This window comes from Shewanella zhuhaiensis (assembly GCF_022484835.1).
Classification (GTDB): domain Bacteria; phylum Pseudomonadota; class Gammaproteobacteria; order Enterobacterales; family Shewanellaceae; genus Shewanella; species Shewanella khirikhana.
The window spans coordinates 270619-292912 of record NZ_JAKUDL010000004.1; the positions used below are offsets into that span (position 1 = coordinate 270619).

Genomic DNA, 22294 nt, shown 5'->3' on the forward strand with positions numbered 1-22294 from the left:
GCGTGCGACATCGGCAAAAGCGGTTAAATTAGCCTGCGCCGACTCATACCTGTGGTCAGGTTGCTGTGCGGTTTACAGCCACAGCAAGCAAAGCGCGGGCGCGGCCATCAGGGCTGCCCCCGGCAACAGACCGGGCCGCTGTTTCACCAGCAGCAGAACCAGCAAGGCCGCGGGAGTCAGTAGGGTAAAGAGTTCGATAGCGCCGTAGCTGCCTCCAATGACTGTGGCAATCACCACCGCCAGGATAATCAGCCCCAGGCCGCAACATTGCAGACATCGGCCCTGACGCTCGCTTGGGGGGCGGTTGAAGGCGGCACGAAAGTGGCTGAACTGCGACAGCGCCAGCAGACAAAATGCTGCCAGCAGCAGACCAAACAGGGCGAGCGTGTTCATGCGGTTTGCTCCCTCAGTGCTTTGGCGCTGGCCGGAATGCCCTTTGGCAGCTTGCGCACCGCCTGTAAGCATGCAAGCGCCGTGAATAAGAACAGCAGATCGGCCACCACCAAAGGCCACTGCCCGGCAGCCATATTGCCAAGCAAGCCGAGCGGCGCCGTGAGGCTGTTTAGCAGCGGCATCAGTAGCGCCAGCAAACCTGTGATTGCCAGCAGGCTGCGCCAGGCCGCAGCATCGCGGCGAAACAGCGCCACCAAAGCGCAGATCCCAAGCCCGATGAAGAAGGCATGTACTTCCCACTGGGCTCGCCCAGGCAGGTCGGTGGGCAGGATACGGTTGGCATAGAAAAACAGCAGTGTGCCCAGCGGCAGGCCGACAATGGCAGTCAGATTCAGCCCTTCAACCAAGGTAAGTCCAAATCCCTGTTTGCGTTTTTCTCTGAGCCTCTGCGCCCACATCAGGCAGCCAGATGCGATCATCACGCAGCCCAGCAGTCCCATCACAAAGCCCACCACGCGCAACAAGGGGCCGGCGAAGCGGGCGGTGTGCAGCGCCATCAAGGTGTCGTGGACAGTGCCGACTGTGCTTTGAGCTTTGGGTTGGCTCAGCAGCTCGCCGCTGGCGCTGAAAACCAGCTGGTCTCGCTCGTCGGTGACTTCGCGGCCAGAGTCGCGGGTGAAGCTTATCCGGCCATTGGCATCGCCGGGATGTTGCAGGCGCACTTCTTTCAGCGCCAGCTCATCGCCCCATATAGCCTGGACTTGTGGCAGCAACTGACTGATGGGTATTGGCTCCAGCGCCAGGCCGCTGGCCCTGATGGGTTCGGCCCGTGGCGACAGTTCCTGACGCATGGCGCGCGCATCGCCGTCCCACACACTGTAGGCGGCCCAGGGCATGTACATCAGCATCAGGGTAATCAGTCCCGTGTAGGTGATCACCAGATGAAAGGGCAGTGCCATCACTGAACTCAGGTTATGGGCATCGAGCCAGGAGCGGCTGCCCTTACCGGGGCGAAAGCTGAAAAAGTCTTTGAAAATCCGTTTGTGAATGATGATGCCGCTGATAAGGGCAATCAGCATAAACATGGTGCAGATGCCCACCAGATAGCGAGCAAGGGGCACAGGCAGGTAGTGTAAGTCAAAGTGCAGCCGGTAGAAGAAATTACCCCCCAGGGTGTCGCGACTCTCGGGGGCTGGATTGCCGTCCTTGTCCATCACCTGGCTGTGGATCCTGGGTCTGCCCTGTTCACCGGGCTTACGCGCTTCGCTCCAACTGAACACAAGGTAAGGTCGCCGCTCGGTTGGCAGCTCAATATACCAGTCCGGCGCCTTGGGGGCGCGAGCCTGCAAAAAGGCCTGCCCCTGTTGCAGACTGTGCGCCAATGATTGCTGCAGCTCGCTGCTGAGCACGTTTTGATGCAGTTCAGGCTTGCTGTACAGGCTTATCTCGTGGCGGAAAAAGCTTAAGGTTCCGGCAAAGAACACCAACAGCAGTAACCAGCACACCAGCAGCCCAGCCCAGGTGTGCAGCCAGCTCATGGAGCGGAAAAAGGTCTCTTTCATGGGGCTGGCGCCTCAAGTAGCAGCAGGGAGAGCAGCAAGGGCGTGCTCCAAATAAGCCAGTTCACGCTGGCGCGCAGGGTGCAGCGGGCGGCGTAACTGTAGAGGATCCACAGGCCAAAAATGAGAAACGACAGCAACATACCAAGCACGGCCGCATCGCCGCGTTGGATATCCATAAGCCGCGGCAGTATGAGCGGCGCGGCGGCGGCAAAGGCGGCGGCCAGCGCATAACCGCCGACAATGGCAAGCAGGCTGCGGCTCAGCAGTTTACGACTTTCGCTGGATAAGAATGGCATGGTGTTTCCCGGCGCAGGTGACAGGGCGGGGATCCTAATTCAAGACGACTAAATGATAAACATTCTCAATTGTGATTTACATTGTAAAGATGAGGTCTTTGACCGACCGCACCATTGGCGGTATTTACACCGTTAAGTTTCTCAAGCTGGCGATTAGTGGATATGCTTTAGGTAATACTTATTGGTGACGGCGTTCGAAGTGGCGTATGTTGTTGGCCGCAAAGCTGCAGTTGCCACCGATTACTGGGCTGGCATATTTTGGGCAACAGGTCTGGTGGTGCGCTTGTTGGCGGCCGGAGCCAGTGTTGCAATGAAAAGGGGATCTTGATGAATTGGCCAGGTCTGGCGCTTATTATCACCTGTGCTTGCACATTGCTGCTGAGTTTTTCTGGGCAGGCTGGTGAAGTCACGCAGGTGCGCTATGTGGATGCCAGCCAAATGAAGCACAACCCCAACAACGCCTATTTTGGCCAGTTGTTGCAGCTGGCGCTGGAAAAGTCGGCCGACAAATACGGCCCCTATCAACTGACTCCCATCGATATAGATATTTCCCAGCGGCGCCATTTTCGCGAGCTGGATAATGGCATCATCAACGTCTTCTGGACCATGACCAATTATCGGCGCGAAACCGAGGCATTGCCGGTGAGGGTGCCGCTGATGAAGGGCGTGTACGGGCTTCGACTGTTGGCGAGCAACCCCAGAGATCTCGATACCCTTGCTGGCGTGAAAAGCCAGGCAGAGTTGGCGGCATTCAGTTTTATTCAGGGGCTGGATTGGCCCGACACCCAAATTCTTCGCCTGAACCGGCTTGAGGTGTCCACCGAGGTATCCGAAGGCGACATGTACGAGTTTACCCGCCGCCACGCGGGATATCTGTATCCACGTGCCGTGACCGAGCTGTACGCCGAAACCGAAAGCGGTGGCTACCTTGACCTGGCGAATGAACGGCACTTGCTGCTGCGTTATCCGGCGGTGATGTACTTCTTTGTCGCCAAAGACAATCAGCAGCTTGCCGAGCGGCTCGAGTTTGGTCTCAGGGCCGCCATGGCCGATGGCAGCTTCGATAAGCTGTTTTATGGTTTTGCACCTCACCGGGAAGCGCTCAGACAGGCACAGCTTTCAGAGCGTACTCTTATCAACTTGAGCAATCCGCTGTTGCCCCAAACTGCCGACGAACAGGCGGTGCTGAAACTGCAGGATGAGGTGATTGCTCATCAGGTGCAGTGATGGCCGCAGTAAATGCCCAAACCCTAAGCCAATGAAAAGCCGCCTTTGAGGCGGCTTTTTGCTGGCCAAACTTCGTCTCCCGGCGCTTATTCCTGCGCCAGTTCCCTGGCGATGCGCTCGCCGGAGGAGATAGCACCATTCATATAGGACCAGTAATCCACGTCACAGGCCTCACCGGCGAACAGGATATTGCCCTCGCGGCTGAATTGGGCACCCCAGAAGCCGGTCATGGTGCCCACCACCGGGCTGACAAAAGCGCCTCTGGACCAGGGGTTTTGCCACCAGTTGGACACCAGCGCCTTGCCTGTGTACTGGGCCGAGATACCGGGCCAGATCTTGTCATATTCGGCCAGCAGCCGGTTGACATCGCTGTTGTGGGCTGGGCCGTGATATAGGCGCCCGGAAAGGTGCTCGCCCCAGTAGCCACCTGTGTAGTTAACGATAATGCCTTTGTCGCTGGGGGAGGTGGTGTCGCCTTCCCAGGTGCTGATAAAGCTGTCGGGCCCTGAATAGGACACGGCGCTCATGGACACTTCGCGGCCGTGGATCTGCCGGGTCTGGGCATAGGCTCTGCTGGCAAATTCCAGCTGCAGCTTGCCGTTGTCGGCCGCTTGCATTTCCAGCAGCGAGCGCTGTTTGGCCGGGGCAAAGCTGTCCCAAATTCTAGGGTCTATGTCGATGTTTTTAATCAGATGATAGGGCATGGCCAGCACCAGACGCTCGCAGTCATCGCTGCTGCCATCCTCAAAATGCAGGCTGTAAGGCCCCATGGCCTCGCCGCGAATGGCAACCAGCTTTTTGCCCATCCGGATTTGGCCATCATCAAGCTCGGCGGCCATGCCGTGGATCACCGAATCGTTACCTGTCTTGATTTTGAAGCGCTCGTCGGTCCCCGCCAGCGGCAGGCCGCCGGAGTTGCGGGTGCTCCAGCCCAACAGATAGATGAGGTTCAGCGCCGAGTTATCGTCGACGCGGCCGTATTCGGCTATCAGGTCGGTCATCAGCAGTTTGTGCACCCAGTGGCCGCTGCTGTAGCCATTGCCTTCCAGCCAATCCTGGGCGGTTATGTTATCCAGCTCGATATGGGCCTGATTATGGTTGTTGTAGAAGGGCTGCCAGGGGGCGCGCTGCTGCTCCCGTTTCATCAGTTCGTACAGGCCGCCAACCCATTCATCCAGCAGGTCGTGCTCGGTGTAGAGCTGGTCGCCAATCAGGTACACCTCTTCCTCGCCGAGGGTATTTTTGCCCACATCCACCAGTTCCAGGTTCAGCTGGTGGGCGAGATTGCGCAGCGCCGTGTGCTCGGTGGAAATCAGCTCGCCGCCCCACTCCACTACCCGGTTGTCGCTGAAGTAACTGCGGTCTGAGTACATGCGGCCACCAATGCGGTCGCTGCCCTCATAGAGAGTGCAGGTCATACCGAACTGCTTGAGTCGGTGGGCGGTCCGCATGCCGCCGGGGCCTGCACCAATCACGGCGATTTTCGCCTGGCTCTGGCCGGTCTTTTCGCCATTGTTACTGGCCGGCGCGGCGAAGGCGGTGGGGGCCATGGCTCCTGCGGCAAGTCCGGCGCCTAAACCAGCGCCCAGGCCTTTCAGGAAGGTTCGCCGTTCACGGGCCAGTTTGTGGTCGGCGGCGGCCTGCTGACGCCAGGCTTTGTCCTGCTCCAGCACTTCTTTAACCGGTATGCCGGTGCGTTTGGCGGTGTCGGTGACGTCGTGAAGACGGCGGATAAGATCAGTGATTTTCGAGTACGACATTCTTCGCATGGGGTTGCTCCCTGTGTTGTAGTGGGCCTCCGGCTCCAACTTCCTGGCCATGGAGTGTCGACGCTGCGTTACTGCTCGCTTTTTAATCAAAGCGTCAGCATCACTCTAACAACTGAGGGTGTATCGAAAAAGAAACAATTTCGTTGTTTATCTAAAACAGATGAATGTAGGCTATGGTCGCAAATTGACGTGATTTTTCTGATGCTTAAGAGTGGAATCGTCCGTGTCGGCAGCCAAATCTGCTGTGTGCAGACAGGTTGAGGCATTAAGACAGGCCCGAAAGCCTGCCCCTTGGCGTTTAAATGGATCTTAAGGCGCCGAGCTGCTCGCTAAAGCGGTGTCAGTGAGCTGAATGTCAGCAGCAGTGGCTGATTGCTGCCGTCGGCCAGGGTCAGGTTGATGGTTAACCTATGGCCGCTGGCGCTGATGCCAGCAATGGATATCCGCTGGATGTCGCTGCGGCCAAGCGTTTTGGCAACAGGTTGAAAAAGCCTGACCGGCTGCCCAGGACCAAACCAGAGAATTGGCTCTTTTTCGTTGCCGCTCAGGTCCTTGCTGGTGCCGCCAGTGCCGGTTATCACCCCGGCATCCGCCGACATGAAACTGGGTAGTGCTTCCACTATGCCTTCAGGTAGTGCAAGTGGCTGATAACCTGTGGTCTTTTGCCACAGATAGCCCCTGTCGAGGCTGCAGCGCAGCAGCAGGGTTTGACCGTCATGGCTAATGGCTTCCGGATTCAGCAGCTGTTTCTGGCAATCGGCGGGCGGTTTGAGGTAACTAAAACCAAGCCGGTCGCGCCACAAAAACACCTGCTTGCCGGTATAGCCTGCAACCACCTGACCGTTGCCGGAGATCCGGGTGGCCAGTCGGTAATCATCGCTGTTGGGGCTGTCGGTCAGGTCCCGCGGCGGTTTGCCAAATTCATGAACGAAGGCGTGCAGGTTCGATTGCCAACCGGCATATCCCACGGCCCTGCTGCCATCGGCAGACACATCAATCAGGTTGGTGATGAAGTTATTTTTAAGCGGTGTGACTTGCTCAAGCCCGCTGTCCTGGTGCCAGCGAAAGCCGCGGGACGCGTTGTGGCCAACCAGGGTGCTGCCATCCTGACTCAATGCCATCACGATATTGACCCCTGTGGTGCCAAAGGGTGGCAGCTTGGTGAAGCGGCCCTGCTGCCAGACAAAGTTGTGGCGGGTGTCGCCCTGGCGGACACTGAAGGTGAGGGTTTGGGCATCGTCGCTGGTTTGCTCGATTCTGCAGTTTGCAAAGCCGTCTGGGCAGTTAAGGGGCGTGAGGCTGAAATCGGGCAGTGCTGCCGCGGCTGATAATCCGGGTAAAAGCGTGCTGCCTGCCAGCAGCAGGGCGAGAGTGTGGCTGAATTTCATCTGACATCCTGTCAAAAAGCCCCTCGAAAGGGGCTTTGGTCACTGTGATTTGCCGGGCGCATCCAAGGGATGCGCGGCTGCCGTTACTGGGCGGATTCCATGGCGGCAATAAACTTGTTGGACTCGGCGATAGAGCGGTTCATCTCTTTGATAAGCCCTGATATATCGGTTTGCAGGCTGGCAAACTCACCCTTGATGGCGCCTATGGTTTGCGCGTTCAGGTTATGCTTCAAATACAGCATATTGTCTTTCATCGAGGTGAGAATGGGCGGCATCTTGCTTTCGGCGCGGCGCATGCTGCGCATCAGCGATTCGTAGTTGCGGCGGGTCTCTTTCAGCTTGGCCTGGCTTTTTGAGCGCAGACTGGCCTTGCTGATTTCACCGATTTCGGTCTGCCATTCGTCAAACAGCGCCTCGGCCACATCTTCGACTTTGTCGATGCGATTGGACACATCGTCGGCTGCGCTTTGGGCGGACTCATACTCGTCTTTGGCCTTGTTGTAGGCTTTCTCCAGATCGCCGCCATCGTGATTGAGCAGCGCCTGCATTTCTTCCAGTGCCGAGCTGAATTGCTGCTGGGCTTCTTCCTGGGATTCTTTGGCGTCTTTTACCCGGTCGACCATGATGTCACGCTTGTGGTAGCCCACTTGTTCCATGGCGCCGTAATAGGCGCTCTGGCAGCCACCAAGCATCAAACCGGCACCCAGCAGTGCCACAGAGAAAAACTGTTTCATTTTGCCTTCCTTGTCATTTACTCCGCCTTAAACTTGGCGGCATCAATAATTGACCACAGGTGCGCGATTGCGCCTATGATGGCAGGAACGATAAGCCACCACAGGGCATAGCCACCCACGGTGATCACAAAGAACAGCAAGGCCGCCATGATGCGCCCCTGCAGCAATTGCCCGAGTCCCGGGAAGAACAGATTCACCCCTGCGGCAAGTACGTTGCCTGCCGATCCCTGTTGTGACATGGATTCGCTCCTTAAAACTTGTAAAGCAAGTATTGTACGCTTTATTGTACGAACATAAACCGTTACGGTCGCTCGCGGCAAGAGAAAAACAGTGAAAAATAAGATAGATGTGAGTCTGATAAAGGGCTTTTTTCTGGGAGTTTGGCGTTTTGTGCTGCACCTTGTCTCCCGGCTCAAAGAAGACCAGATAAATGTCCGTGCCGGGCATCTGGCTTACGTTACCCTGTTGTCGCTGGTGCCCATGGTAGCTGTGACCATGTCGGTGCTGTCGGCGTTTCCTGTGTTCCAGGGTATTCGCGGCACCATAGAAACCTTTGTCTACGAGAATATGATCCCCGCCGCCGGCGACACGGTGCAGGCCTATATCAACGAATTTGTGAAAAATGCCTCCAAGGGCACCGCCGTGGGTATCGGCTTTTTGGTGGTGGTGGCCATCATGCTGATCTCCGCCATCGATAAAGCCCTCAATGCCATCTGGCGCACTCGCGAGAAGCGTCGTTTTATGGTGGCCTTTTCCATGTATTGGATGGTGCTCACCCTCGGTCCTGTGCTGATGGGCGCGAGTATTGCCGTGACCTCCTATGTGGTGTCACTCAAGGTGCTCAGCGAGGCGGATGTGTACGGCGTGGTGCCTATGCTGATGGAGAAGCTGCCACTGATGTTCTCGGTGGCGGCCTTCTTGCTGCTGTATATGGGCGTGCCCAATCAAAAAGTGAAGTTTCTCCATGCGCTGCTTGGCGCCCTGGTCGCTGCGCTGCTGTTCGAAGCGGGTAAAAAGGGCTTCGCCCTGTACGTGACCCAATTCCCCAGCTACGAGGCCATTTATGGCGCGCTGGCGACCATTCCTATCCTGTTTGTGTGGGTGTATTTGTCCTGGACCATAGTGCTGTTTGGCGCCGTGATTGCCTCGGCGTTGCCTGAGTATCTCGACTATGACGATAACGACAACGAGGGCGACATTAGCGAAAGTGCCGGCAGTGAAAGCAATGGCAGCAAAAGCAACCAGGGCGTAGAACTGAGCACGGATGTGGCAGGCGACACTGAGAGCCCATCGGGTGCTGACGTAACGGATGTGCTTACTCAAGTCGACAAAAGCCCAGTCGACAAAAGCCCAGTCGACAAAAGCCCAGTCGATAAAAGCAAGGCGCAGGACGCCGTCTGATGCCGTTCAACGACAAGTTCTCACCGCCGCTGATTGGCAGTCGCTGGATTGAAGTGGCAAACGGCCACAGCCTGTATCTGGCGGAATATGGTAATCCCAACGGGGTGCCGCTGCTGTATCTTCATGGCGGTCCGGGCGCAGGTTGCAGCCCTGAAGATGCCATGCTGTTCGATGCCCGCCACTGGCGCATTCTGCTGCTGGATCAGCGCGGCGCTGGTCTGTCCCGCCCAAGAGGCGCACTGGAAAACAACAACTTAAGCCTGCTTCTGGCCGATATTGAACGGGTGCGCGAAACCTTGGGCATTGATGCCTGGTGCCTTGCCGGTGGCTCTTTCGGCGCCACGCTGGGGCTTATCTACAGCGGCCTCTATCCTCAGCGGGTGGTGGCGCAAAGCTACTGGGGGTTGTTTATTCCCTCCCTTGCAGGCATGGCATGGCTCTATGGGCCTGACGGGGCGGCAAAACTGTTTGCCGAGGAATATGATGCCTTCAGTGCCGGTATCCCCATCAAGGGTTGGTTGCCGCTGCTGTTCGAGTATTTCCACAAAGGGTTTTCCCATGGCCAGCCTGCCGTGGCTGAGCGGGCGTTTCGCCGCTGGCTGGATTGGGAGCTGACGCTGGCCTTTCCCGGCAATCGATTGCTGGGGCCGCTGGACTGGCGCTCGCGGGTGCTGGCCATGATTGAACTGCACTATGCCAAGGCCTACTACTTCGAGGCCGACGCGCTGCTCACCGGCGCTGTAGCTGACATTCGCGCCGACACCCGCATTCTGCAGGGAGAGTGTGACTGGGTGTGCCCACTGCAGGTCCTGAACGACTATCCCGCGTTGGCGCCCCGCCTTGGGCAGGACTTTGAACTGCTGGTGGTGAACGGTGGCTACCATTCACTGGCCGACAGTCGCATGCATCAGGCGGTGGTGCAGGCAGGCAACTGGATGTTGTCGGTCTGGCATCAGTAAGCCGTTGGGAAAGGTCGTCCCCCTGTGGCACAATCGCCGGGTTTTCCATCGTTAAGGATTAATCTGTGATTGCTTTGATACAGCGGGTGAGCCGCGCCAGTGTGACTGTGGAGGGTGAAATCACCGGTGCCATCGACCAGGGGTTGCTGGTGCTGCTGGGGGTTGAGCAGCAGGACGACCGCGCCAAGCTTGAAAAGCTGGCGCACAAGGTGATGAACTACCGCGTCTTTTCCGACGAAAACGGCAAGATGAATCTCAATGTCTCCCAGGTTGGAGGCGCTTTGCTGGTGGTGTCGCAATTTACCCTGGCTGCCGATACCGGCAGAGGTCTGCGCCCAAGTTTCTCTGGCGCCGGCACGCCGGAGCAGGCCGAGCGTCTGTACGAGGAATTTGTGGCCCACTGCCGTGAGCAGGGCGTGCCTACCCAAACCGGCCGCTTTGCCGCCGACATGAAGGTGGAGCTGCTCAACGATGGTCCTGTGACCTTCCATTTGCAGGTTTAACCATGACGCCCGAACAAACCCTTCTGCAGGAGTTGAAAGACACCTGGCACAGCACCATTCCCGTCAGTGACTTTATGCAGATTTGTCCGCGCCGCTTTGCCGACGATGTGTTTGAAGTCTCAGCGCCGCTCGCGCCCAATATCAACCTGCATCAGACCATGTTTGCCGGCAGTATTTATACCCTGATGACACTGACCGGTTGGGGCCTGATGTGGCTTAAGCAGCGTGAAGCCGGGGTGGAGGGCAGCATAGTGCTGGCCGACGCCAATATTCGCTACCATGCTCCGGTGACCTCGGCGCCAGTTGCGCGGGTGCGATGGCCGGGAGGGGATCTCAGTGCGCTTGCCAGTGGTAAGCGGGTGAAGCAATCGCTGACAGTCGAGCTTATCTGCGGCGATACCCTGTGCGCCAGCTTCAGCGGGCTTTATGTCAGCCTGCCCGGGCACTGAGCCTGTCTACCTTGTATGCCATCCAAGCCAGTCAGTGACTGGCTTTTCTATTTTTTAGAACGTTTTCTCTGATTTTATCCGCTTTTTTTCGCTTTTGTGGGCCAATAAACTTGCCGTCATCAAATGAATTGGCGGGAGCTGTTCCCGGTTTCGGAGGTTTTATGACAAAGGTATTGGTTCTTAAATCCAGCATTCTCGGTGACTTTTCCCAATCGGGGCGTCTGGTGGATGAATGGGTTGCGTCGCAGCGCGCTGTCGGTGTTCGAGTCACTGTGCGGGATCTGGCCGCTGAGCCTCTGCCAATGCTCGATGGCGAAATAGCCATGGGACTGCGCGGTGGCGATTTATTGAGTGCGCGTCAGTCAGAGGCTCTGGCCCTGTCCAATCAATTGATTGAAGAGCTGAAATCCCATGACCAACTGCTGATTGCAGCGCCCATGTATAACTTCAGCATTCCTACCCAGCTGAAAAACTGGATTGATTTGGTTGCCCGCGCCGGTGTTACCTTCAGCTACACCGAGCAAGGTCCGGTTGGACTTATCACAGGTAAAAAAGCCCTGGTGGTGGCGACCCGCGGCGGTATGCACAAGGATGCATCTTCTGACCACGTGGTGCCTTATCTGAAAACTGTGCTGGGCTTTATCGGGATTACTGAGGTGGAAGCCGTGTACGCCGAAGCACTGAATATGGGCCCGGAAGCGGCCGAGAAAGGTTTGAGCGAGGCGCGCAGCCAACTGGCGATTGCTGGCTGAGTTTTATGTTGAGGGCGAGTCGTCGCCCTCACAATCGTCTACTGTCCTACTATTCTACCTTTCTTGAAGCCGCGGCATTTACCGCATCGACAGCAGAATCATCAGCCCCATCCTCAGTGAGGACGGCACCCTTCACCCCTTGCTTGATGCAAGGGGTATTTTTTATCTCATCGCCCGGATTAGGCCGACACAGGCTGCAACCCTCGGCGCTGTGGCTGTATTCCACATAACGCACCTTGCGGCTTGCCTGCCCCCGGCCGGAACTGACCGCAAAGCCTGGGCGTGGCGTCTGCTTGTCTTTGACCATAGCGATACCCTGATTGGCCTCAGGCGCCAGCCAGCAAGTCTTTCAGTGAGCCGCCGTTTATGACGCTGCAGCAGCCGTTGGCGCTCAGAATGTCACAGCCTTTCTGGGCACGAATACCGGCACCGCAGTACAGCACCATGGGCGCAGCCTTGTTGGTGTGAGTGGCCACCCAGGTTTCGAGGGTATCCAGCGGAATATTTACGGCGCCGGGCAAGTGGCCGTCGGCAAATTCGGCGGGAGTTCTGACATCCACCAGGGTGGCGCCATTTTTTACCAATTCCCAGCATTGGGCCGGAAGGGCACTGCCAGACAAACCGGCGAGCATGGACTGCAACATGGTAACCTCATTCAATTAGAAAAAGTTTATTGAGAATAATCTTATGCAAATTGAAAAGCAAATTTGTGACCCAATAGACTTTTGGGGAATTTCCCCTACCGATGGTCGTACCTTAGCCTAAACTCAGTTATTGGCGAACTTAGGCAGAGGATTTGCAGGCATGTTTGATTCGACCAAGGCCATCCCGGCATATCTGTGGAAGCAGGGAAGCAATGCCACTGAGCGGCTGTCGCGGATCCATGACCGACTGCTGGAGGCGCATCCGGATGTTGATCGTATAGCCTTTGCCCTGTACGACCCCCACAGTGATCTGCTGAAGACCTTCATCAACAGTACCCGCCGCGGCGATGCCATTCACGGTTACCAGTACCGCCTGAGTGAGAGCCGCTCGCTCAGTCACATTGCCAACTCGGGTGAGTGCCGCGCCATCGATGATATTCATGCCAACATCAGCCCGGACAATCTGCACTCCGCCTGGCTGTTGCAGCAGGGCTACCTGTCATCCTTCACCATACCCCTATACGACAACGGCTTGTTTATCGGCTTTTTGTTTTTTGATTCTTCCCGTCCGGCCGCCTTCGACGCCAAGATGCAGCGAGACATGGTGCTGTACGCCAATTTGGTGAACATGTCGCTGTCCAGTGAATTTACAGCGGTGCGCACTATTTTGGCATCGGCGCAGGTGGCCAGAGACTTTGCCGATTTGCGGGATTTTGAAACCGGCGCCCATCTGGATCGCATGGCTGCCTATTCACGCTTGATTGCCAGGGGGATCGCCCTGGATGCCGGGCTCAGCGATGAGGACATAGAGCACATTGCGCTGTTTGCACCGCTGCACGATGTGGGCAAAATCGGCATTCCCGACCGGGTGCTGCTCAAGCCCGGGCCTTTAACGGCAGAAGAGCGGCAACTGATGGAAACCCATGTGGAAAAAGGCGAGGGCATCATCCGTAAAATTCTTGGCGATTTTGGCTTGAGCCACCTGCCGGACTCGCAAATCATGCTCAATATTGTAGCCTGCCACCATGAATACCTCGATGGCAGTGGCTACCCCAGAGGTCTCAAAGGAGTGCAAATCCCAACCGAGGCACGCATTGTCACTGTGGCCGATATTTTCGATGCCTTAAGTTGTACTCGGCCCTACAAACAGCCGTGGCCGCTGGAGCGCTGTTTTAATGAACTAAGACACATGGCCGCAGCAGGTAAGCTCGATGGCCGCTGTGTGGAAGCCCTGATTGCGGCGCGCGCCGATGTGGAAGAAGTGCTGGGGCGCCTGACCGACGCGGCTTAAGACTTAAGAACAGTGGCGCTAATCCATGGCCGTCAATAAAAAACCGGAGCCAACTGAGGCTCCGGTTTTTATAGGCAGACAGGGTGGTTTAGTCTTGCCAGCGCTTGAAAATCAGCGAGGTATTGATACCGCCGAAGGCAAAGTTATTGCTCATCACATAATCGGTTTCGAGCTCGCGCACTTCGCCTCGAATGTAGTCCAGCTCGCCGCAGTCGGGGTCGATTTCTTCAAGATTGATGGTGGGTGCAAACCAGCCCTCGTTCATCATCATAATGCTGCACCAGGCTTCCAGCGCACCGCAGGCACCCAGGGTGTGACCGGTATAACTCTTCAGCGACGAAATCGGCATACGGCTGCCAAACACGGCGGCGGTGGCACGGGTTTCGGCCACATCGCCTCTGTCGGTGGCGGTGCCGTGGGCATTCACATAGCCGATAGCATCAGCGGTTAATGCGGCATCTTTGAGTGCCAGACGGATTGCCCCTTCCATGGTGGTCGCGTTGGGCTGAGTCACATGCAGGCCGTCGCTGTTGGTGCCAAAGCCAACCAGCTCGGCATAAATATGGGCACCGCGGGACTTGGCGTGCTCCAGCTCCTCCAGCACGAGAGTGCAGGCGCCTTCACCTATCACCAGGCCGTCACGATTTTTATCAAAAGGCCGCGGCGTCAGCTCAGGGGTGGCGTTTTGAGTGCTGGTGGCAAACAGGGTGTCGAACACAACGGCTTCGCTGGCGCACAGCTCTTCGCCGCCACCGGCCAGCATGGCGGTTTGCATGCCGTACTTGATGGCTTCATAGGCGTAACCTATGCCCTGGCTGCCAGAGGTGCAGGCACTGGAAGTGGTATGAATGCGGCCCTGAAGACCGAAATACACCCCTACGTTCACTGCCGTGGTGTGGGCCATCATGCGGATATAGCTGGTGGCATCGATGCCGGACATATCGCCTGTATCCAGCATGCGGCCAAAGCCAATCAGGGGATCTGTGCTGCCGGTGGACGAGCCGTAGGCTATGCCCACGTCCCCTGAGGTCAGAAAGTCGCTGCCGAGCAGGCCAGCATCTTCCAGCGCCAGCTCACTGGCGCGGGTCGCCATCAGGGATACCCGCCCCATGGAGCGAATTTTTTTGCGCGAATAGTGGCTTGGTACTTCAAAGTCGGTCACGGGCGCGGCCAGGCGGGTGTTGAGGTTATCGAACCTGTCCCACTCGTCCATACGTACCACTTTGTTTTGCATGGCCTTAAGGCTGGCAGCAATCGATGGCCAGTCATGGCCAAGGCTGCTGATGCCGCCAAAGCCTGTGACCACAACCCGGCGGCTCACAGCATGCCTCCATTCACCGAAATCACCTGACGGGTAATGTAGGCGGCATCATCGGACATCAAAAAGCCCGCCAGTGCTGCGATTTCTTCCGGCTTGCCCATGCGGCGCATCGGCACCAGCTGGTCGACCATTTCGCTGGGGAATTCGCTCACCATGTCGGTTTCAATCAGGCCGGGGGCGATGCAGTTAACTGTGATTTTGCGCTTGGCCAGCTCCAGCGACAACGCCTTGGTGGCGCCGATAAGCCCGGCCTTGGAGGCGCTGTAGTTTACCTGACCACGGTTGCCGGCAATGCCGGATACCGATGCCAGCGTGATGATGCGTCCGCCCTTGCGGCTCTGGATCATCGGCATCACCGTGGGCTGCACCACGTTGTAAAACCCGTCGAGGTTGGTGTGAATAACGCTGTCCCACTCATCATCGGTCATGGCCGGGAAGGCGGTGTCGCGGTTGATGCCGGCATTGAGTACCACGCCATAGTAGGCGCCGTTGGCGTCGATATCGGCTTCAATAGCCGCGCGCACCGCAGCGCGGTCGGCCACATCAAATTTAAGCAGGCTTACCTTCACGCCAAGGGCGGCAATCTCGTTGGATGTCGCTTCGGCTGCTGCCAGATTTGAGTGGTAATGCACTGCAATATCATAGCCTTGAGATGCAAGGCGCAGGGCAATGGCTTTGCCAATGCCGCGGCTGGAACCTGTCACCAGGACTCTTTTAGTCATTATTATGCTCCTGTGCTAGATACTTGGAGATGAGCCTTGGCTCTCTCGAATATAGGCGTCTGTGTCCTGAGGTTGGAACACATTGACGTTGGCCTCGGCAACTTGGGTGGCGCCGTGGAAAATGCGGCAGTCGAATACCGCAAGGCCGGTGTCTTCCTGATAAAGGCGTTTCACTTCAGTGGTGTAGGTTTCGCCCCTGGCAAATACCGCAAGCGGCATGGAGAGCTTGCGCGACCCCAGCAAAAATCCAACCTGAATCGGCTCACCGCGCAGAGTGGCTTCGACCCCGGCGAGCGCCGCAATGCTTTGCGCCATGTACTCTATGCCCACGTAATTGGGCACGCCGCCCAGCGCCTCATCAAAATAGGGACTCGCGTCGCTGATATGGGTGGCGGTGAGCAGGCTGTCGTGGCCGTGCTCCAGCACTTTATCTATCAGCACCATGGGGCGGCGATGGGGCAAAAAGGTTTCCACGTCTATGCTGGAAAGCGGAGCGCCATCCCAAAGCTTATCAGTCATGCTGGCCTCCACGGCTGAAAATCAAACTGGCGTTACTGCCGCCAAAGGCAAAGGAATTGCTCATCACATGACGGATATCGTGACCGTTGCCGGGATCTTGCGTATGCGGCATGGGAACCAGAGGTAATTGCGGGTCCTTGGCATCGGCTATGCCGTCCCAGACCTGAGGCGGCAGAGCGCGATTGCCTTCGCTCAGAAGCAATACACAAAAGGCGGCTTCAATGGCACCGGCGGCGCCGAGGGCGTGGCCGGTGAGCGGCTTGGTGGAACTGCAGGGAGGCAAATGGCCTTCAAATACGGCACAAACCGCGCGGCTCTCCATGGCATCGTTTTTCGGCGTGGCGGTGCCGTGCAGGTTAATGTAATCGATGTCGGCGGGCTTTAGGCCTGCGTCTTTCAGCGCCATTTGCATGGCATCGATGGCGCCGCGTCCTTCGGGGTGCGGCGCCGAGATATGGTGGGCATCGCCGGACTCGCCGCAGCCGCTGAGCAGCACAGGGCCGTCGCCGCGAACCAGTGTAAACAGCGCTGCGCCTTCGCCTATGTTGATGCCATCGCGATTGGTGCTGAAGGGATTGCAGTGGCCTTTGGACACAGACTCCAGCGCATCGAAGCCATTGACTGTGAGGCGACAGAGGCTGTCGACGCCGCCCACAATCACCATGTCGCACAGCTTGGCATTGAGTAATCGCTTGGCGCTGGCAAACACCTTGGCACTGGATGAGCAGGCGGTAGAGAGGGTGTAGCAGGGGCCATCGAGTTCAAAGTACTGACGCAGAAAGTCGCTGGTGCTGCCAAGCTCCTGCTGAAAGTAATGATAATCGGCGGGGAATTCGCCGTGCTCGGCGCGGTAGGCCAGCGCTTCTTCGCCCTTGGAGATCCCCGAGGTGGAGGTGCCGAGCACCACGCCGATGCGATCTTTGCCGAAACTGGCGATAGCCCGGGCAACAGTGGGCGCGATCTGCTCGGCGGCTTTGAGCAGTAACTGGTTGTTGCGACAGTCAAACTTGGCCATATTCGCCGGAATGCCTGGCAGCGGGGTGCTGACTTCACCCACCAGGGTTGGCCCCGACGCCAGCAGATCGCCGCTTTGCACCATGGCGGAGCTGTCACCGGCGAGCAGCCTTGGCAGGATCTCAGCGGCGATCGCCCCCAGCGGCGTACAAAAACCTGTGTCAGTAATGGCTATCTTGGTCAATCTCTTGCTTCCTAAATCGTGCCCCATTCCCTTTGGTTCATCGGAACCTGTGCTTGCAAGGGGCTTGCGTTACGCCAGCGGCGTGATTTTCAGCGTCAGTTTGGCCGCCGGAAAATTGAGAGTGATCCGGGCGAGCCAGGGGTCTGGATGACTGTAACTGATATGCACCAGCTCGCCCTCATCCTTTGAACTAAGACTGCGACAGCGTGGCTGCTCGCAGGCTTGCTCCTGCACCTGGCCACCGGCCAGTGCCGCATTGATTTGCCCCTCGGGCCAATAAATCAGTTGCAGCAGCGCCACCAAATATTCGGCGCGAAAATTGTCGCCAAGCAGCAGACTTTGCTCGCTGGCAAGGCTGTTACCATCGAAGCGCACGTCAAACAGTGGCTGTCCCAGCGGCGCCAGTCCCACTACCGATAGCTGCTGCTCACTGAGTTCAAGTTCGCTCAGGAGTTCATGGCGTTTACCATCAATCTCAATGCTGACTTTCTGGGTTTGGCTCCGGCTCTCTGGGGTGGGCTTGGTTGGTGCCTTTGACGCCCGCTGCGGCTTTGGGGCATCGGGTGTCTCCCTGAGCTCTTTTGCCTGAATAGGCAGTGGTGCCAGACAATAATTCACGTTCCGCGATAAACCTACACAGGTTTGTCGCAGCAACAACTGACTGCAGCCTGTGGTGGCCAGCAGTACCAAAAATGTCAGCAGCAGTCGTCGGTTCATTACGCCTTTCCTTGAGCCTCGGCCTTGGCCTCGCGGCACAATTCTACCACCATATTCAGCCGCCTTTGCGACTCTTTCACAAAGGGGTTTTCCGTATCCCATGCGTATCCTGCGAGGATAGAGCAGATCATTTGCTTGATAGTGGGGTTGGGATCCTCAAAGAAAATCACTTCCTGGAAAGTGCCTTCGTACCAGGCCTGCACATAGGTGCGGAAACAGTTCACGCCTGTCATCAGCGGCTTGGCATATTCGCTGTCCCAGTCGACCTGTTCGCCATTCAGTTGCTTGAGCAAGGTGCGGGCGGCGAGTGAGGCTGACTGCATGGCAATGGTCACCCCGGAGGAGAACACAGGGTCGAGGAACTCACCTGCATTACCCAAAAGGGCAAACTTGTCGCTGGCGAGCTGGCTCACGTTGGCCGAATAGCCTTTCAGCTCGGCGCACTGCTGCACAACTACGGCATCTTTGAGCAGCTCTTTAAGGCCCGGCTCTTCTCGCACCACCTGCATCAGCTTGTCTTCCAGGCTGCCATCGAGGCGTTCCAGCAGATGAGGCTCTGCCACCACACCCAGAGAGCAGCGGCCGTTGCTGAACGGGATCAGCCAATACCAGATGTCTTTGTGTTCTGGGTGGACGCTTATCAGAATCTTATTACGGTCGAAATTGGCATCGCTGATATTGTCTTCAACGTGGGTAAAAATCGCCATCCGTGACGGCAGATTGGAGGGGCGCTCCAGATCCAAAAGCCGTGGCAGCACCCGGCCAAAACCACTGGCATCCAACATAAACTCGGCTTCGACCTGATAGCTGTCACCGGCTTCAGTGCTGACGAAGAGGCTAGGTTTGCCGCTGATGTCGATGCGCTCAACTGTGTGGCCGTAGCGGATTTCTACGCCCTGTGCCTCGGCAGTGTCGGCCAGCAGCTTGTCGAAGTTACCGCGCTGCACCTGGAAGGTAGTGCCATGGCCGGGGGTGAACTTGTCGGTAAAGTCGAAGGTGGTGTAGGCGCCATTGCGACGGAACGCCGCGCCGTTTTTAAATTGGAAACCGGCGGCATTGACTGCCTCCAGCATGCCGGCCTCTTCGATAAAGTTCATGCAGCAGGGCAGCAGGCTCTCGCCGATGGAAAAGCGCGGGAAGTGTTGCCGCTCCAGCACCAGCACCCGTTTACCGGCCTTGTGCAGCAGGCTGGCGGCAATAGCGCCGGAGGGGCCCGCGCCGATAATCACAACATCCACAGCCATATCGAGCGGCTTGCTATTTCCAGAGTGCATCTAGTTCAGTTTCCTTTTAAACGTGTGAATGAAGGGCGAGAGCAGCAGGGTAAAGCCAATCCCGAGGGCCAGCGTAAGGCCAAAATAGTGTATTGCCGGGGTGTTGCTGAGCGCCAACAGGCCAAAGGCGAGGGTGGTGGAGCTGGCTGACAACAGCACCGCCAGCATGACTCTGTGGCCATGTTCCCGGTTTTCATCTTTGGCGAAAAACAGGCTGTAATCCACGCCTATGCCAAATACCAAAAGCAGCGCCAGCGCATGGAATAAAGTCAGTGGTGAGCCCAGCAGCCCCAGCAGCGACAGGCTGAGCAGTGCCGCCAGCGCCGGTACCGCCACCATAGCAGCGGCAAGCTTCCAGGGGTGACGCAGGGCAAATACCCCAAAGGCGATTAAGAGCGCCAGCACCAGCAGCCACAGGGTGGTGTGGCGGTACTCTCCCATCAGTTTGGAGATGTCGCCCACCTTATCCACCAGAGTTACCCCTGGCAGAGTCGCTACCGCTTGGTTAAGTGCCGGTAAGTTCTGAATGCCGCCCAGCAGCACCATGGCGCCCCATTCCCGGGCAGTTGATTCTGGATGGTTGGCGTCGTTAGCCGTGGGCTCAAGCAATAGCGGCTTAAGGCTTGCCCCAAGCTGGGTGTCAAAAAAGGCATCTGCTTCGATGTGCGTTTGAGCACCGGCCTGGTATTTGGCTTGAAGCTTAGCTTCGAGCTCAGGCTCAAGCCCCAGGCGCGCGACTATGTCACCAAGTCTTGGGCCATAAATTTGTTGTTGCAGGCGATAGTCCTCAAGCTGCCGCGCCCTGGATGGCAGGTAATTGGCAAGGTTCAAATGGCTTTGCAGCAGTGGGTCTTTTTCGGCCTTAGCGAGCACAGGCGAAAGGGCTTCGAGTCTTTCGAGCAGTGCCTCCATCGACTCGGCCCGTACCAGCAGAAACTGATTATCCACACCGCCCGAGAGCAGGGTTCGAACTTTGGCTTCTTCGGCCATCAGCGCGTCTGAGCCCTGCTGCAGGCTGCGAATATCATCGCGGGTTTGCAGCTTGCCAAGCCCAGCGGCGCCAACAAAAAGGATTAACAGGCTTGCCACTGCCACAGCCTTGGGGCCTGTGGCTTCGAACGGCGAAAGAAAACGGGAGGCCAGCTTGATGGCCGAACCCGAGCCCTGAATACGACTACCCGCCAGTGCCGGATAGGCAAGATAAAGAGTCAGGTAAGCGCCGATAAGGCCGCCGCCGCAAAAGGCCGCTACCTGCTGCATGCCCGGGAAAGGGGTGAAGCCCAGCGCCAGATAGGCAAGCACGCTGGTGGCAAGGGCCAGTGTCAGTGCGGGCAAGATCCGGCTCAGTGTTTGGCTGGCGCGCTCATTGCGGCCGATGCGCTCGGCATAAAAATGGAAACTGTAGTCGATGGCAATGCCAATCAGCGAGGTGCCAAACACCAGGGTGAGCAAGTGTAATTTGCCGAAAATCAGGATGGTGAACAGGCTGGCGCTCACCATGGCGCTGGCAAGGGTAAGGCTTGCCATCAAAAGCGGCATCAGCGAGCGGAAGCTCAAAAGCACCAGCAGCACCACGCCCGCAAGCGACAGAGAACCAATCAAGGAGACTTCTGCCTTGGCGCTTTGGGTGGCCTCAAGGGCATGAAACAGGGCGCCAGCCTTTAGCAGGCTCAGTTGCTTGCCCTGGTTTACCTTGGTGAAGGCGGCATTGATGGCACTGATTTGGGCTTCCTGCGCCTTGGGGCTGAATACGCTGTCTTTGCCCTTGGCCATGATGATGGCGGCGGTTTGGCCGTCTGAGTTGCCAAGTAAGATGCCGTCTTCCTCAGCGAGGCGATGGCTTTTGCCAAAGCCTTGCATCAGCGCCGGAAACAGCAACAAGGGGTCTTCGCTGATAAGTTCACTGTTGGCAAAACCAAAAGCGCTGTAAAGGGCGATTTCGGCCTGCTTGATAAGCACATCGAGCTTGCCGTTTTCCAGCAGCGTGCGTTGTGACTCGGTAAGTAGATTAAAACGGGCGGGAAAGTAGAGACGGTAAATCTCTTTGGGGTCGAGTTCGCTGCCGCTGCGCACCGATGCGAACGCGGAGGAAGCGGCAAGTTCGGCCATCATGCCCTTGGCGGCTTCGATGGTTGCGGCTTTGCTATCGCCCGTTAGCACCAGATAACTCTCGTTGGCGAGGCGGCCTTCAATGCTCGCCAGTGCGCGGCTGGTGAGGGCATCCTGCTGTAAATGGGGCAGCATGGCGAGAATGTCGCTTTCGACCACATCTCTGTGATTGAGGGTTTTAACGCCGAAAACGACGGCTGCGGTGAGCAGCAATAGCCAAAGGATGAGTCTTAGCCCTGCGCGGTCTGCAGTCTGTGGCTTATCTGTGATCTTGCTTCCCCCAAGCGCCATCTAACTTATTGCCCCAACTCAATTTGTGGGCTAAAGGTCTGCCTCTCTTGCTCCGACAGCGGCCCGCTTTGCTGGTTGCTGAAGCGGATATCGCTGACATCGCCATTGGGGCTGATAAGTTTCAGCCGGTCTGTGCTGGCGTTGTTTGTGCTGGCCTTGTTTGTACGAGTCTCGGCACCTTCAGGGCTTGCCTCGCTGACAAAAGTGCCCTCAAGTTCAATGGCGGCAAACAGCGCCTTGATGTCACTGTCCTTGGGGCTGAGGTTTAGCTGCCAGCTATTGTCCGTCACGCTTAGGGCGAGCGAAAAATGCTGCTCCAGCGTGGCCACATCGCCGCCCATCATTGCCTTGACCAGCATGGGCATTAAAGTCGCAGGGCCCGCTTTTGCGTCCACCTCGGTCTGTTGCCACAGACCTTCACTGTCGCGGCTTAGCATGCGCCTTTCGCTTAAAATCAGTAAATTTTCAAAGGGCTGGTTTTGTGCCCACATCAGCCCCTGCTCGGGTGAGAACACGAAGCTGCCGCGGCTGACCAGCGGCCGCTTTAACGCCTTGAGGGTGCGGGTCTGTTCAAACTCGCCGCGCACCGCGCCCTGTGGCTTGAGGGCAGTGCTGAGCGCCCCGAGATTGACGTCGGCGTTCTGGGCCAGAGCCTTCTGGCCCAGGGCTTCATCTGCCTGCACTGGTAGCCAGACCAGCACGGATGCCAGTATTCCGATGCAAAACTTAACAATCAGCCCCATAGATACCTCTTTATGCGCTCAGCGTTAAACAT

24 protein-coding genes are annotated in these 22294 nt (G+C 57.3%); 7 read left to right on the forward strand and 17 right to left on the reverse strand.

Annotation, left to right across the window (positions count from 1 at the left end; all coding sequences use genetic code 11):
- Positions 1 to 72 precede the first annotated feature (72 nt).
- From MJ923_RS13190 to MJ923_RS13200, 3 genes are read right to left on the reverse strand one after another with little or no spacing between them, the layout of a single operon-like run.
- The gene (locus MJ923_RS13190) at positions 73 to 393 is read right to left on the reverse strand and encodes a DUF3325 family protein (protein ID WP_240591497.1); all 321 of its coding nucleotides are present in this window, start codon (positions 391 to 393) and stop codon (positions 73 to 75) included.
- Complete coding sequence (locus tag MJ923_RS13195) at positions 390 to 1955, reverse strand: PepSY-associated TM helix domain-containing protein (RefSeq protein ID WP_240591498.1); 1566 nt, start codon at positions 1953 to 1955, stop codon at positions 390 to 392. The genes MJ923_RS13190 and MJ923_RS13195 overlap by 4 nt, the downstream gene beginning before the upstream one ends.
- Complete coding sequence (locus tag MJ923_RS13200) at positions 1952 to 2251, reverse strand: hypothetical protein (RefSeq protein ID WP_240591499.1); 300 nt, start codon at positions 2249 to 2251, stop codon at positions 1952 to 1954. Before MJ923_RS13200 ends, MJ923_RS13195 begins: the two co-directional genes overlap by 4 nt.
- 327 nt (positions 2252 to 2578) lie before the next feature.
- On the opposite strand from MJ923_RS13200, the gene MJ923_RS13205 reads away from it, so the two are divergent.
- Positions 2579 to 3478 (forward strand): hypothetical protein, encoded by a 900-nt coding sequence (locus tag MJ923_RS13205; protein WP_240591500.1) that lies wholly within the window; start codon positions 2579 to 2581, stop codon positions 3476 to 3478.
- A gap of 86 nt (positions 3479 to 3564) precedes the next feature.
- Here the strand turns inward: MJ923_RS13205 and MJ923_RS13210 are convergent, their stop codons facing one another.
- From MJ923_RS13210 to MJ923_RS13225, 4 genes are all read right to left on the reverse strand, one after another.
- On the reverse strand, positions 3565 to 5247 hold the full coding sequence (locus MJ923_RS13210; protein WP_240591501.1) for a flavin monoamine oxidase family protein: 1683 nt from the start codon (positions 5245 to 5247) through the stop codon (positions 3565 to 3567).
- Between the two features lie 329 nt (positions 5248 to 5576).
- Positions 5577 to 6635, reverse strand: coding sequence for a hypothetical protein (locus MJ923_RS13215; RefSeq protein WP_240591502.1), 1059 nt, complete (start codon positions 6633 to 6635; stop codon positions 5577 to 5579).
- Positions 6636 to 6718: 83 nt separating this feature from the next.
- Positions 6719 to 7369, reverse strand: a complete 651-nt coding sequence (locus tag MJ923_RS13220) for a DUF2959 domain-containing protein (protein ID WP_126168579.1) — start codon at positions 7367 to 7369, stop codon at positions 6719 to 6721.
- A 17-nt stretch (positions 7370 to 7386) separates the two neighbouring features.
- Complete coding sequence (locus MJ923_RS13225; protein ID WP_126168578.1) at positions 7387 to 7608, reverse strand: hypothetical protein; 222 nt, start codon at positions 7606 to 7608, stop codon at positions 7387 to 7389.
- A gap of 91 nt (positions 7609 to 7699) precedes the next feature.
- On the opposite strand from MJ923_RS13225, the gene MJ923_RS13230 reads away from it, so the two are divergent.
- From MJ923_RS13230 to MJ923_RS13250, 5 genes are all read left to right on the forward strand, one after another.
- On the forward strand, positions 7700 to 8770 hold the full coding sequence (locus MJ923_RS13230) for a virulence factor BrkB family protein (protein WP_240591503.1): 1071 nt from the start codon (positions 7700 to 7702) through the stop codon (positions 8768 to 8770).
- On the forward strand, positions 8770 to 9729 hold the full coding sequence (locus MJ923_RS13235; protein ID WP_240591504.1) for an alpha/beta fold hydrolase: 960 nt from the start codon (positions 8770 to 8772) through the stop codon (positions 9727 to 9729). The genes MJ923_RS13230 and MJ923_RS13235 overlap by 1 nt, the downstream gene beginning before the upstream one ends.
- Before the next feature lie 65 nt (positions 9730 to 9794).
- On the forward strand, positions 9795 to 10232 hold the full coding sequence (dtd, locus tag MJ923_RS13240) for a D-aminoacyl-tRNA deacylase (protein ID WP_126168576.1): 438 nt from the start codon (positions 9795 to 9797) through the stop codon (positions 10230 to 10232).
- 2 nt (positions 10233 to 10234) lie between these two features.
- Positions 10235 to 10681, forward strand: coding sequence for a thioesterase domain-containing protein (locus MJ923_RS13245; RefSeq protein ID WP_240591505.1), 447 nt, complete (start codon positions 10235 to 10237; stop codon positions 10679 to 10681).
- A gap of 161 nt (positions 10682 to 10842) precedes the next feature.
- Positions 10843 to 11433 carry an FMN-dependent NADH-azoreductase gene (locus MJ923_RS13250; RefSeq protein WP_240591506.1) on the forward strand — a complete coding sequence of 197 codons (591 nt, stop codon included), beginning with the start codon at positions 10843 to 10845 and terminating at the stop codon, positions 11431 to 11433.
- Positions 11434 to 11482: 49 nt separating this feature from the next.
- Here MJ923_RS13250 and MJ923_RS13255 read toward each other — a convergent pair whose 3' ends face one another.
- Positions 11483 to 11740, reverse strand: a complete 258-nt coding sequence (locus MJ923_RS13255; RefSeq protein ID WP_240591507.1) for a hypothetical protein — start codon at positions 11738 to 11740, stop codon at positions 11483 to 11485.
- Between the two features lie 19 nt (positions 11741 to 11759).
- Positions 11760 to 12077 (reverse strand): rhodanese-like domain-containing protein, encoded by a 318-nt coding sequence (locus MJ923_RS13260; protein ID WP_240591508.1) that lies wholly within the window; start codon positions 12075 to 12077, stop codon positions 11760 to 11762.
- Between the two features lie 160 nt (positions 12078 to 12237).
- Here MJ923_RS13260 and MJ923_RS13265 point away from each other — a divergent pair, with 160 nt between their 5' ends.
- A complete protein-coding gene (locus MJ923_RS13265) occupies positions 12238 to 13368 on the forward strand; it encodes an HD domain-containing phosphohydrolase (RefSeq protein WP_240591509.1) in 1131 nt (376 codons plus the stop codon).
- Positions 13369 to 13456: 88 nt separating this feature from the next.
- Here the strand turns inward: MJ923_RS13265 and MJ923_RS13270 are convergent, their stop codons facing one another.
- From MJ923_RS13270 to MJ923_RS13305, 8 genes are read right to left on the reverse strand one after another with little or no spacing between them, the layout of a single operon-like run.
- Positions 13457 to 14689 carry a beta-ketoacyl-ACP synthase gene (locus tag MJ923_RS13270; protein ID WP_240591510.1) on the reverse strand — a complete coding sequence of 411 codons (1233 nt, stop codon included), beginning with the start codon at positions 14687 to 14689 and terminating at the stop codon, positions 13457 to 13459.
- A complete protein-coding gene (locus tag MJ923_RS13275) occupies positions 14686 to 15411 on the reverse strand; it encodes a 3-ketoacyl-ACP reductase FabG2 (RefSeq protein ID WP_240591511.1) in 726 nt (241 codons plus the stop codon). Before MJ923_RS13275 ends, MJ923_RS13270 begins: the two co-directional genes overlap by 4 nt.
- Before the next feature lie 15 nt (positions 15412 to 15426).
- Positions 15427 to 15930, reverse strand: coding sequence for a hotdog family protein (locus tag MJ923_RS13280; protein WP_240591512.1), 504 nt, complete (start codon positions 15928 to 15930; stop codon positions 15427 to 15429).
- A complete protein-coding gene (locus MJ923_RS13285) occupies positions 15923 to 17155 on the reverse strand; it encodes a beta-ketoacyl-[acyl-carrier-protein] synthase family protein (protein WP_240591513.1) in 1233 nt (410 codons plus the stop codon). Before MJ923_RS13285 ends, MJ923_RS13280 begins: the two co-directional genes overlap by 8 nt.
- A gap of 42 nt (positions 17156 to 17197) precedes the next feature.
- Positions 17198 to 17845: a DUF3261 domain-containing protein gene (locus MJ923_RS13290; protein WP_240591514.1), complete on the reverse strand. Its 648-nt coding sequence runs from the start codon at positions 17843 to 17845 to the stop codon at positions 17198 to 17200.
- Complete coding sequence (locus MJ923_RS13295) at positions 17845 to 19119, reverse strand: NAD(P)/FAD-dependent oxidoreductase (RefSeq protein ID WP_240591515.1); 1275 nt, start codon at positions 19117 to 19119, stop codon at positions 17845 to 17847. The genes MJ923_RS13290 and MJ923_RS13295 overlap by 1 nt, the downstream gene beginning before the upstream one ends.
- Complete coding sequence (locus tag MJ923_RS13300) at positions 19120 to 21519, reverse strand: MMPL family transporter (protein WP_240591516.1); 2400 nt, start codon at positions 21517 to 21519, stop codon at positions 19120 to 19122.
- A gap of 5 nt (positions 21520 to 21524) precedes the next feature.
- Complete coding sequence (locus MJ923_RS13305; protein ID WP_240591517.1) at positions 21525 to 22262, reverse strand: outer membrane lipoprotein carrier protein LolA; 738 nt, start codon at positions 22260 to 22262, stop codon at positions 21525 to 21527.
- Positions 22263 to 22294: the final 32 nt, after the last annotated feature.